The 11,667-nt window shown below is 71.3% G+C and carries 12 protein-coding genes and 1 rRNA gene; 12 read left to right on the top strand and 1 reads right to left on the bottom strand.

All coding sequences use genetic code 11. The features are described from left to right. Positions 1 to 133: 133 nt before the first annotated feature. Positions 134 to 946, bottom strand: a complete 813-nt coding sequence (locus tag H0488_RS17420) for a maleylpyruvate isomerase N-terminal domain-containing protein (protein ID WP_312856401.1) — start codon at positions 944 to 946, stop codon at positions 134 to 136. Between the two features lie 85 nt (positions 947 to 1,031). On the opposite strand from H0488_RS17420, the gene argC reads away from it, so the two are divergent. The 12 genes from argC to H0488_RS17360 all read left to right on the top strand — a co-directional run. Further along, positions 1,032 to 2,069, top strand: coding sequence for an N-acetyl-gamma-glutamyl-phosphate reductase (gene argC / locus H0488_RS17415; protein ID WP_220794722.1), 1,038 nt, complete (start codon positions 1,032 to 1,034; stop codon positions 2,067 to 2,069). Beyond that, the gene (locus tag H0488_RS17410; RefSeq protein WP_183100514.1) at positions 2,066 to 2,461 is read left to right on the top strand and encodes an ACT domain-containing protein; all 396 of its coding nucleotides are present in this window, start codon (positions 2,066 to 2,068) and stop codon (positions 2,459 to 2,461) included. Before argC ends, H0488_RS17410 begins: the two co-directional genes overlap by 4 nt. Positions 2,462 to 2,504: 43 nt before the next feature. Further along, positions 2,505 to 3,668 carry a bifunctional glutamate N-acetyltransferase/amino-acid acetyltransferase ArgJ gene (gene argJ, locus H0488_RS17405; protein ID WP_183100513.1) on the top strand — a complete coding sequence of 388 codons (1,164 nt, stop codon included), beginning with the start codon at positions 2,505 to 2,507 and terminating at the stop codon, positions 3,666 to 3,668. Beyond that, entirely contained in the window at positions 3,665 to 4,627 is a 963-nt protein-coding gene (gene argB / locus H0488_RS17400) for an acetylglutamate kinase (protein ID WP_183100512.1), read from the top strand. Before argJ ends, argB begins: the two co-directional genes overlap by 4 nt. Continuing rightward, entirely contained in the window at positions 4,624 to 5,841 is a 1,218-nt protein-coding gene (locus H0488_RS17395; protein WP_183100511.1) for an acetylornithine transaminase, read from the top strand. Before argB ends, H0488_RS17395 begins: the two co-directional genes overlap by 4 nt. Beyond that, entirely contained in the window at positions 5,838 to 6,734 is an 897-nt protein-coding gene (argF, locus tag H0488_RS17390; RefSeq protein ID WP_220794725.1) for an ornithine carbamoyltransferase, read from the top strand. Before H0488_RS17395 ends, argF begins: the two co-directional genes overlap by 4 nt. Beyond that, positions 6,731 to 7,243, top strand: a complete 513-nt coding sequence (locus tag H0488_RS17385) for an arginine repressor (RefSeq protein WP_183100509.1) — start codon at positions 6,731 to 6,733, stop codon at positions 7,241 to 7,243. The genes argF and H0488_RS17385 overlap by 4 nt, the downstream gene beginning before the upstream one ends. Continuing rightward, positions 7,244 to 8,674: an argininosuccinate synthase gene (gene argG / locus H0488_RS17380; RefSeq protein ID WP_183100508.1), complete on the top strand. Its 1,431-nt coding sequence runs from the start codon at positions 7,244 to 7,246 to the stop codon at positions 8,672 to 8,674. It begins immediately after the preceding gene. Next, entirely contained in the window at positions 8,674 to 9,147 is a 474-nt protein-coding gene (locus H0488_RS17375) for an NUDIX hydrolase (RefSeq protein WP_183100507.1), read from the top strand. The genes argG and H0488_RS17375 overlap by 1 nt, the downstream gene beginning before the upstream one ends. Next, the gene (gene argH, locus H0488_RS17370; protein WP_183100506.1) at positions 9,144 to 10,601 is read left to right on the top strand and encodes an argininosuccinate lyase; all 1,458 of its coding nucleotides are present in this window, start codon (positions 9,144 to 9,146) and stop codon (positions 10,599 to 10,601) included. Before H0488_RS17375 ends, argH begins: the two co-directional genes overlap by 4 nt. After that, entirely contained in the window at positions 10,585 to 11,169 is a 585-nt protein-coding gene (locus H0488_RS17365) for a DNA-3-methyladenine glycosylase (protein ID WP_183100505.1), read from the top strand. The genes argH and H0488_RS17365 overlap by 17 nt, the downstream gene beginning before the upstream one ends. A 428-nt stretch (positions 11,170 to 11,597) precedes the next feature. Continuing rightward, a 16S ribosomal RNA gene (locus tag H0488_RS17360) occupies positions 11,598 to 11,667 on the top strand; the annotation flags it as partial.

Here is an 11,667-nt window from a genome sequence, read left to right as displayed (position 1 = left end):
GACCCCGACGCCCCGGGCGGCGAGCTGTCCGCCGACGGCGTAGGCGTGCTCGGCGAAGCCGGGGTCGGAGCCGTCGCGGGAACCGAGGAAGATCGCGAGTCGCTGGATCACGGGAGCGAACGTACCGATCCGGTCAGTCGATCGCGTTGCTGAGGACCTCCGTGACGTGCTCGAGCGCGGCCGGGTCGCCGGTCGCCGTGATCCCGGCGTCGTCGCGGCGGTGCCACAGCCAGGCGTCGAGGTCGGGGGCGGTACCGGTGATGACGGCGTCGGCCGGCACGCCGGGATCGGGGACGACGTGCATGTCCTTCTCGTCCACGAAGACCTGGCCGTCGTCGGGCGCGGCGCCGTTGAAGACGCCGAGCTGGGTCCACACCGAGCTGCCGGCGTCGGTGATCCGGAACTCGACGTAGCGTTGCTCGGGGTCGAACCTGCCCCACTCGGGGAGCGCGCCGTACATCACGTCGAGGGTCTCGTCGACCCCGTCGGCGGCGAGCACCGGGTCGAACGGCGTGACCGACCCGGCGGTGAGCTCGGCGTCGAGCCGGTGGATGAGCGCCTCGTGGGCCTGACGGCGGTACGTGAACCCCACCGTGTGGTCGGCCGGGTCCGAGGACCAGCTGTACGCCGGGTCGGCCGGGTCGGCCGACTCGAGCGCCGCGACGAACGCGGCGTGGGCGTCGTCGTAGGCGGCGAGCAGCGCGTCGTACTGCTCGGGGCGCGGCGGCTCCTCGTAGCCTGTCTCCTTGGGGGACCGGGGGCGGTTGGTGATCACCGCCCACCACCAGTGCTGCACGGTGGTGAGGTGCCAGAGGAGGTCGGACGCCGTCCAGTCGGGACAGGACGGGACGGCGGCGGCCGGGTCGCAGTCGGCGAGCACGTCGCGGAAGCGCTGGGACTCGCGGCGGATGGCAGCGGCGTAGTCCGGGTACGGAAGTCGGGTCACTGCGCGGACGGTACGGTGGATCGCCGACACGGGCGACCGGTTTCCTGAACTCGCCGTGCGAAATGATGCAGACCTCTGTATAGTCATGCATATGAATCGGGTCAAGGTGGCCGTCGCCGGAGCCAGCGGGTACGCCGGGGGCGAGGTGCTGCGCCTCCTGCTCGGGCATCCCCACGTGGAGATCGGCGCGCTCACGGCCGGCAGCAACGCCGGTGAGCCGCTCGGCGCGCTGCAACCGCACCTGACCCCGCTCGCGGACCGGGTCCTCGAGCCGACCAGCCTCGAGACCCTCGCCGGCCACGACGTCGTCGTGCTCGCGCTCCCGCACCGGCAGTCCGGGCCGCTCGCCGCCCAGCTCGGCGACGACGTGCTCGTCATCGACTGCGGCGCGGACTTCCGGCTCGCCGACGCGGGGGACTGGGAGCGCTTCTACGACAGTCCGCACGCCGGCACCTGGCCCTACGGCCTTCCCGAGCTGCCGGGCCAGCGCGAGCTGCTCGTCGGCGCCAAGCGGGTCGCCGTCCCGGGCTGCTACCCGACGATCTCGACCCTCACGCTCGCCCCTGCGATCTCCGCCGGTCTGATCGAGCCCGACGTCGTCGTGGTCGCCGCGTCCGGCACCAGTGGTGCCGGCAAGGCCGCCAAGACGAACCTGCTCGGCAGCGAGGTCATGGGCAATGTCACGGCCTACGGCGTCGGCGGCGTGCATCGGCACACCCCCGAGATCACCCAGAACCTCGGCGGTCTCACCGACGCCGCGGTGCGGGTGAGCTTCACGCCGCTGCTGGTGCCGATGCCGCGGGGCATCCTCGCGACCTGCTCGGCGCCGCTGGCCGGGCCGCTCACGGCGACCGAGGCCCACGCTGCCTACGCCAAGGCGTACGCCGACGAGCCGTTCGTGCACGTGCTGCCGGCGGGTCAGTGGCCCCAGACCAAGTCGGTCGTCGGCTCCAACGCGGTGCACCTCCAGGTCACCGTCGACGAGGCCGCGGGCCGGCTGGTCGCCGTCGGCGCCGTCGACAACCTCGCGAAGGGCACCGCCGGCGCCGCCGTCCAGTGCCTCAACCTCGCGCTGGGGTACGACGAGACCACCGGCCTCTCTGCGGTAGGACTGGCACCATGACCACCTACACCCTGTTCCGCTACCCGGAGACCCTCGCCGTCGTACGGCTCGGTCCCGGCGCCGAGATCCCGACCTGGGCCGAGTCCTCGTCGATCTTCTCGGTCACGGCCACTGCGACCGAGACCTCCCTCGTCTGCGCCGCGCGGAGCGTGCCGACCAAGGCCCGGTCGCACAAGCCGCTGACGGCCTTCGCAGTGGCAGGCCCGCTGGACCTCGGGCTGACCGGGGTGCTGCACGCGCTGCTCGGCCCGCTCGCCGAGGCGGAGATCAGCGTGTTCCCCCTGGCCACCTACGACACCGACTGGATCCTGGTGCACAAGAACGACGCGGACCGCGCCGAGGAGGCGTGGCGACGATCGGGGCACGACATCACCCCCGCCGTCCCTGCCTGAATCGTCGAGCTGACTCGTCGATCTTCCCGAAGGAACCACGAACATGAGCATCACCACCCCCGCCGGCTTCGTCGCCGCCGGTGTCCACTGCGGCCTGAAGAACAACAAGGACAACCCGGCCGCACTGGACCTGGCCCTGGTCGTCAACCAGGGGCCGCACTTCGACTCCGCCAGCGTCTTCACGGCCAACCGCTGCAAGGCCAACCCGGTCCTGTGGAGCGAGCAGGTCGTCAAGGACGGCGTCGTCAAGGCGGTCGTCCTCAACTCGGGGGGCGCCAACTGCTACACCGGCAGCGAGGGCTTCCAGACCACCCACGAGGTGGCCGAGCGGGTCGCCTCGCACGTCGGCATCGGTGCGATCGACGTCGTCGTCTGCTCGACCGGGCTGATCGGGCTCCGCAACGACCGGCCCACGCTCCTCGCCGGGGTCGACGCGGCGCACGCCGCGCTGTCCGCCGACGGCGGCGACGACGCGGCCCACGCGATCATGACCACCGACTCGGTGAGCAAGCAGGTCGTCGTGACCCGCGACGGCTGGTCGATCGGGGGGATGGCCAAGGGCGCCGGCATGCTGGCTCCGCAGCTGGCCACCATGCTGGTCGTCATCACGACCGACGCGGTGGTCCCGGCGGTCGAGCTCGACGCCGCGCTGCGGGCGTCGACCCGGGTGAGCTTCGACCGGCTCGACTCCGACGGCTGCATGTCGACCAACGACACGGTGACCGTGATGGCGAGCGGCGCCAGCGGCGTCACCCCGAGTGCCGAGGAGTTTACCGCCGCCCTGACCGAGGTCTGCAGCTCGCTGGCGATGCAGCTGCTCGCCGACGCCGAGGGCGCCGACCACGAGATCGCGATCACCACCGTCAACGCCGCGACCGAGGACGACGCGGTCGAGGTCGGCCGCAGCGTCGCGCGGAGCAACTTGTTCAAGGCGGCGGTCTTCGGCAACGACCCCAACTGGGGACGGGTGCTCGCGTCGATCGGTACGACGAACGCCGCCTTCGACCCCGCCGACCTCGACGTCGCGATGAACGGCGTGTGGGTCTGCCGGAGCTCCGGACCGGGGGAGGACCCGGCGACGATCGACCTGAAGCCCCGCCACGTGACCGTCACCATCGACCTCAAGTCCGGCGACGCCGAGGCGACCGTCTGGACCAACGACCTGACCCATGCCTACGTCCACGAGAACAGCGCGTACAGCTCATGACTGACGACATCGCCAAGGACATCGTGATCGAGACGACCTTCCACGACCCCGGCCGCCCCGACCCCAAGAAGGGCGCCACCCTGGCTGCGGCGCTGCCGTGGCTGAAGGCCTACCACGGCAAGATCGTCGTGGTGAAGTACGGCGGCAACGCGATGACCGACCCCGACCTGAAGAAGGCGTTCGCCGAGGACATCGCCTTCCTGCGGTTCGCCGGGTTCAAGCCGGTCGTCGTGCACGGCGGCGGCCCGCAGATCTCGCAGATGCTCGACCGGCTGGGCATCGAGTCGGAGTTCCGCGGCGGTCTCCGGGTCACCACCCCCGAGGCGATGGACGTGGTCCGGATGGTCCTCGTCGGCCAGGTGCAGCGCGAGCTGGTCGGGCTGATCAACGAGCACGGGCCCCTGGCCGTCGGCCTCTCCGGTGAGGACGCCGGCCTGTTCACGGCGGAGGCCACCAACACCGTCGTCGACGGCGAGGAGGTCGACCTCGGCCTGGTGGGCGAGGTCGCGAAGGTGCGGCCGGAGTCGGTGCTCGACCTGATCGAGGCCGGCCGGATCCCCGTCGTCTCCAGCGTCGCCCCCGATGCCGACGGCATCGTGCACAACGTCAACGCGGACTCGGCGGCGGCTGCGCTCGCGATCGCGCTCCGCGCCGAGAAGCTGCTCGTCCTCACCGACGTGGAGGGCCTCTACCTCGACTGGCCGGACCCGGAGGAGGTCATCGGCGAGATCGCCCCGGAGGTGCTCGAGGCGATGCTCCCGACGCTGGCCAGCGGCATGATCCCGAAGATGGGCGCCTGCCTGCAGGCGGTCAAGGGTGGCGTGCCCCGAGCCACCGTCGTCGACGGCCGGCAGGCGCACGCCGTACTCCTCGAGCTGTTCACCGACGAGGGCGTCGGCACCCAGGTGCTGCCGGGCGTGACCACCAAGACCCGCAAGGCCAGGGAGATCGAGTCATGAGCACCACTGCGACCGAGTGGTCCGAGCGTTACGCCGGCGCGCTGATGAACACCTTCGGCCCGCCGAAGCTGGTGCTCACCCGCGGCGAGGGCGCCCACGTCTGGGACGTCGACGGACGCGAGTACGTCGACCTGCTCGGCGGGATCGCGGTCAACGCCCTCGGTCACGCCCACCCGCGGCTGGTCAAGGCCGTCGCCGACCAGCTCGGCACCCTCGGCCACATCTCGAACTTCTTCGCCAGCGAGCCCCAGATCGAGCTCGCCGAGCGGCTCGTCACGCTGCTCGGCGTCGAGGGCCGGGTCTTCTTCACCAACTCGGGCGCCGAGGCCAACGAGGCGGCGTTCAAGCTCACCCGGCGCACCGGCCGCACCAGGATCGTGGCGGCCGCCGGCTCCTTCCACGGCCGCACCATGGGTGCGCTCGCGCTGACCTCCAAGGCCGCCTACCGCGAACCGTTCGAGCCGCTGCCGGGCGACGTCGTCTTCGTCCCGTACGGCGACGTCGCCGCTCTCGAAGCCGCCGTCGACGACACGACCGCCGCCGTGCTCGTCGAGCCGATCCAGGGCGAGGCCGGCGTCGTCATACCGCCGACCGACTACCTGCCCGCCGCCCAGCGGATCGCGCACGACCACGGCGCCCTGCTGTGGCTGGACGAGGTCCAGACGGGCATCGGACGGACGGGGGCATGGTTCGCGCACCAGCACCCGGACCTGGTGAGCGACCGCGTGGTGCCCGACATCGTCACCCTCGCCAAGGGGCTCGCCGGCGGCATCCCGATCGGCGCGTGCATCGCGACCGGCGGGTCGGGCAAGCTGTTCGACCCCGGCAACCACGGCACGACGTTCGGCGGCAACCCGGTGGCCGCGGCGGCGGCGCTGGCCGTCCTCGACACGATCCGGGACGAGGACCTGCTGGGCCACGTCTCGGCGATGGGCGCCAAGCTCGCGCACGCACTCGGGCTCGACCCCCGCGTGACCGAGGTGCGCGAGGCTGGACTGCTGATCGGTCTCGACCTCGCCGAGCCGAAGTCGGCCGAGGTCGTCGCCGCTGCCCAGGACGCCGGGTTCATCGTGAACGCGCCGACGCCGGAGCGGATCCGGCTGGCGCCTCCGCTGGTCATCAGCGAGTCCGACGTCGACGCGTTCATCAACGCCTGGCCCGCCGTTCTCGACAGCGCCGGCGTCACGGCCCCCGGTGGAGAGGGCGCACGCTGATGAGGCACTTCCTGCGCGACGACGACCTCAGCCCGGCGGAGCAGACCGAGGTGCTGGCGCTCGCGGCCGCGATGAAGGCGCAGCCGTTCGAGCACCAGCCGTTCGCCGGCCCCCGCACGGTCGCGATGATCTTCGACAAGCCGACGCTGCGCACGCAGGCGTCGTTCGCCGCCGGCATCGCCGAGCTGGGCGGGCACCCGCTGCTCGTCGAGGGCAGGCTCGCCGGCATCGGCCACCGCGAGTCGGTCGCCGACGTCGCGCGGGTGCTCGGTCGGCAGGCCTCGGCCATCGTGTGGCGCACCTTCGAGCAGAGCCGCATCGACGAGATGGCGGCGTACGCCGGCGTGCCCGTGGTCAACGCGCTCACCGACGAGTTCCACCCGTGCCAGCTCCTCGCCGACCTGCTGACGGTGCAGGAGCACAAGGGCACGCTGGCCGGGCTCAAGGTCGCCTTCCTCGGCGACGCCGCCTGCAACATGGGCAACTCCTGGGCGGTGGCCGGTGCGATCGCCGGCATGGAGGTCGTGTTCGGCTGTCCGGAGGGCTACGCGCCGGCGTACGGCTCCGCTGTCGTCACCGACGACCCGGTCGCCGCGGTGAAGGACGCCGACGTCGTCGTCACCGACACCTGGGTCTCCATGGGCAAGGAGGAGGAGGCCGAGGCGCGCCGCGCGATCTTCGGCCCGTACGGCGTCACCTCCGAGCTGATGGCCCACGCCGCGCCCGACGCGATCGTCCTGCACTGCCTGCCCGCCTACCGAGGCTCCGAGATCGACGCCGAGGTGATCGACGGTCCGCAGAGCGTGGTGTGGGACGAGGCGGAGAACCGCCGGCACGTCCAGAAGGCGATCCTGGCCTGGCTCGAGACGCACCGTCACGAGGAGGGGCCATGAGCGAGCACGCCCTGACCCCCCTGACGAAGAGCGCCCGTCAACAGCTGATCATCGACCTGCTCGGGAGCCGCGAGGTGCACTCGCAGGCCGAGCTCGCCGACCTGCTCGCCGGCAGGGGAGTGCACGTCACCCAGGCCACCCTGAGCCGCGACCTGGTCGAGCTGGACGCGGTCAAGGTCCGTCTCTCGTCCGGCTCGCTCGTCTACGCCGTCCCGGCCGAGGGCGGCGACCGCACCCCCGTCCACACCGAGAGCGCCGCGGCGTCCCAGCGACTGGCCCGGCTGGCTGCCGAGCTGCTCGCCAGCGCCGAGGCCAGCGCCAACCTCGTCGTGCTCCGGACCCCTCCGGGCGCCGCCCAGTTCCTGGCCAGCGCGATCGACAGGGTCGACCTGCCCGACGTGCTCGGCACCATCGCCGGCGACGACACCGTCCTGGTGATCGGCCGCGACCCCGCCGGGGGCCAAGCCCTCGCCCTGAAGTTCACCGCCCTTGCCGAAAGGAACCAGTAAGTGTCCAAGGTCCTCACCGCCCTCCCCAAGGGCGAGCGCGTCGGTATCGCCTTCTCCGGCGGTCTCGACACCTCCGTCGCCGTGGCCTGGATGCGCGACAAGGGTGCGATCCCGTGCACCTACACCGCCGACATCGGTCAGTACGACGAGCCCGACATCTCCGGCGTCCCGGTCCGTGCCCTCGAGTACGGCGCCGAGATCGCCCGCGCCGTCGACTGCCGAAGCCAGCTGGTCGAGGAGGGTCTCGCCGCGATGGCCTGCGGCGCCTTCCACATCCGGTCCGGCGGCCGCGCCTACTTCAACACCACCCCGCTCGGCCGGGCCGTGACCGGCACCATGCTGGTCCGTGCCATGCACGAGGACGGCGTCGACATCTGGGGTGACGGCTCGACCTTCAAGGGCAACGACATCGAGCGGTTCTACCGCTACGGCCTGCTGGCCAACCCCGAGCTGCGGATCTACAAGCCGTGGCTCGACCCGGAGTTCGTCCACGAGCTCGGCGGTCGCGCGGAGATGAGCCAGTGGCTGATCGAGCACGACCTGCCCTACCGGGACAGCAAGGAGAAGGCCTACTCCACCGACGCCAACATCTGGGGTGCGACGCACGAGGCCAAGACCCTCGAGCACCTCGACGTGTCCCTCGAGGTCGTCCAGCCGATCATGGGCGTGAAGTTCTGGGACCCGTCGGTCGAGATCCCGGCCGAGGACGTCACGGTCACCTTCGAGGCCGGCCGTCCGGTCGCCATCAACGGCGTCCGGTACGACGACCCGGTCGCCCTGGTGCTCGAGGCGAACGCGGTCGGCGGGCGCCACGGCCTCGGCATGTCCGACCAGATCGAGAACCGGATCATCGAGGCCAAGTCCCGCGGTGTCTACGAGGCGCCCGGCATGGCGCTGCTCTGGATCGCCTACGAGCGCCTGCTCAACGCGATCCACAACGAGGACACCCTCGAGAACTACTACACGAGCGGCCGCCGCCTGGGCCGGCTCCTCTACGAGGGTCGGTGGCTCGACCCGCAGGCGTTCATGCTGCGCGAGTCGATCCAGCGCTGGATCGCGTCGCTGGTGACGGGTGAGGTCACCGTGCGGCTGCGGCGCGGCGAGGACTACACGATCCTGCGCACCGAGGGGCCGGCGTTCTCCTACCACCCCGACAAGCTGTCGATGGAGCGCACCGAGAACGCCGTGTTCGGACCGACCGACCGGATCGGTCAGCTGACCATGCGCAACCTCGACATCGCCGACTCCCGCGCCAAGCTGGAGCAGTACGCCGACCAGCCCACCCACCAGGGCCTGGTCGCCGTCGAGAACGGCGTCCTCTACGGCGAGATCGAGGCCGGCGGCGCCGAGCAGATCACCGCCAACCCGGACCTGACCGGCGAGGAGGAGGCCCTCCTCGACGAGGCCGCGATGGAGCTCGGGACCGACTGATGAGCGCACCGATCAACCGGGTCGCGGCCCGCGTCCTCCCGGTCAACCCGGCCGGCGAGGTGCTGCTGCTCCAGGGCCAGGACCCGGCCCACCCGGGCGACCTGCACTGGGTCAGCGTCGGCGGGGCGGTCGACCCGGGGGAGTCGCTCGCGGCCGCCGGGGTGCGGGAGATGCTCGAGGAGACCGGCCTCGTCGTACCCGAGGACGCGCTGGTCGGACCGGTGCACCGCGCCAGCCACCCGTTCTCCTGGGCGGGAGTGGCCTACCTGAGCGACAACCACTTCTTCGCCGTACCCCTGGACGCCGAGGTCGACGTCCACTTCGGCGGGCTGGAGGAGGCGGAGATCGGCAACATCCTGCAAGCGCAGTGGTGGACGCCGGAGGCCCTCCGGACGGACGGCACCGCCGCCTCGCCGGACCTGCCCGACATCATGGCGACCGCGATCGACGCGGTCCTGGGAGGAGCACGGTGAGCACGGGAGGCACGAACGAGGGCAAGCTCTGGGGCGGCCGCTTCGCAGGCGGGCCGTCGCCCGAGCTGGAGGCGCTGTCCCGGTCCACCCACTTCGACTGGCGGCTGGGGCTCTACGACATCGGCGGCTCCCACGCGCACGCCAAGGCGCTCGCCGCAGCCGGGCTGCTGACGACCGAGGAGGAGGCCGAGCTGCACCGCGGGCTCGACGTGCTGGCGGGGCGGTTCGCGGACGGGTCGCTCCTCCCGGACCCGGCCGACGAGGACGTGCACGGCGCGCTGGAGCGGCTGCTGATCGAGGAGGTCGGTCCCGACGTCGGCGGCAAGCTGCGCGCCGGCCGGTCGCGCAACGACCAGATCGCCACCCTCTTCCGGTCCTACCTGCTCGACCACTCGCTGACCGTCGGCGACCTGCTCCTCGACCTCGTCGACGCCCTCGCCGGCCAGGCGGAGGACCATCTCGGTCCGCCGGGCATCGGCACCGTCATGCCGGGGCGCACCCACCTCCAGCACGCCCAGCCGGTCCTGCTCTCCCACCACCTGCTCGCCCACGCGTGGGCGCTGCTGCGCGACGTCGACCGGCTGGCCGACTGGCGGCGGCGGGTCGAGTCGGACTCGCCGTACGGCTCGGGCGCGCTCGCCGGTCAGAGCCTCGGCCTGGACCCCGAGCTGGTCGCGCGCGAGATGAACTTCACCGGCTCGACCGCCAACTCCATCGACGGCACCGCGTCGCGCGACTTCGTCGCGGAGTTCGCCTTCGTGGCGGCGCAGGCCGGTGTCGACATCAGCCGGATCGCCGAGGAGGTGATCCTGTGGGCGACCAAGGAGTTCGGCTTCGTCACCCTGCACGACTCGTGGTCGACGGGGTCGAGCATCATGCCGCAGAAGAAGAACCCCGACATCTCCGAGCTGGCCCGGGGCAAGGCCGGCCGGCTGATCGGCAACCTCACCGGTCTGCTGGCGACCCTGAAGGCGCTGCCGCTGGCCTACAACCGCGACCTCCAGGAGGACAAGGAGCCGGTCTTCGACTCCGTTGACACCCTCGAGGTGCTGCTGCCGGCGTTCACCGGTCAGATAGCGACGCTCGTGTTCGACAAGGAGCGGATGGCCGAGCTGGCGCCGCAGGGCTTCTCGCTCGCGACCGACATCGCCGAGTGGCTGGTGCGTGAGGGCGTGCCGTTCCGGGTCGCCCACGAGGTCGCCGGCGCCTGCGTGCGGGAGTGCGAGCAGCAGGGCATCGAGCTCCACCAGCTCTCCGACGACCAGCTGGCGGCGATCTCGCCGGCACTGACCCCCGAGGTGCGCTCGGTGCTCACCGTCGAGGGCTCGGTGTCGTCGCGCGACGGTCGCGGCGGCACGGCGCCGGTGCGGGTCGCCGAGCAGCTCGGTGAGCTGCGCACCCGCGTCGCCGAGGCCCGGGGTGTGCTGGAGGGAGTGCGTGGACGCGCTCGCTGACCTGCTCGACGGACCCGTGGAGGAGGTAGCCCCGCGACTCCTCGGCGCGGTGCTGCGACACGGCCCGGTAGCCGTCCGGCTCACCGAGGTCGAGGCGTACGCCGGCGCCGACGACCCCGGCTCGCACTCCTACCGCGGTCCGACCCCGCGCAACCGGGTGATGTTCGGCCCGGCCGGACACCTGTACTGCTACCTGAGCCACGGCATCCATGTCTGCGCCAACGTCAGCGTGGGCCCCGACGGCACCCCGAGCGGTGTGCTGATGCGCGCCGGCGAGGTCGTCGACGGCATCGAGATCGCCCGCAGCCTCCGGCCGGGCGTCGCGGATCGCGACCTCGCCCGTGGACCCGGCCGGCTCGGCCGCGCCCTCGGGATCGCGCTCCACCACTACGGCACCGACCTGACGGGCGGGGCGATCACGCTGACGCCGGGGGAGCCGGTCGACACGATCATGAGCGGACCGCGGACCGGCCTGCGGAGGGCCGCGGGGCGCCCGTGGCGGTTCTGGATCGACGGTGACCCGACGGTCTCGCCGTACCGCCGTCACCGCCTGGCAGAGGGCTTCTGAGCACCCTCTGGGAGCCGAAGCCGACCCCGATTTGCATGGGGGGCGGGGGACCCTGCTAACTTCCTCCACGTCGCAGCACGCGGCTCCCAAACCCGGTCGTGAGACCAAAGGTCCCTGGTTCGTCGTGTGCCCAGACGCCGGTCGTGATCCGAGGCCGACAACCCCCGTAGAGCGCAAGTCCTGCGGAGTTGACGGCCCCCGGCAACACCGGTAAAGTTTCACAGGTTGCCCCGGAGGCGGCGCGCAAGCTCCCGCTCCGAGTGCGTGTGATGTTTGAGAACTCAACAGTGTGTCATGCAATTTATGTCGTTGTGATTTGTTTTGTCATGGCGTTCTGCATCCGTTTGGGTGTGGGGTGTTGTGGGTTTTTGGGCAAGTCAAATGATTCTGGCGATAGCTAGTTTGTTTGTTTTGTTGGGTTTGAACTTTTTATGGAGAGTTTGATCCTGGCTCAGGACGAACGCTGGCGGCGTGCTTAACACATGCAAGTCGAGCGGT

The organism is Nocardioides pelophilus (assembly GCF_014180685.1).
Lineage (GTDB): Bacteria > Actinomycetota > Actinomycetes > Propionibacteriales > Nocardioidaceae > Nocardioides > Nocardioides pelophilus.
The sequence above is the reverse complement of the archived record's forward strand: the minus strand, read 5'-3'. Positions and strand labels throughout refer to the sequence as shown.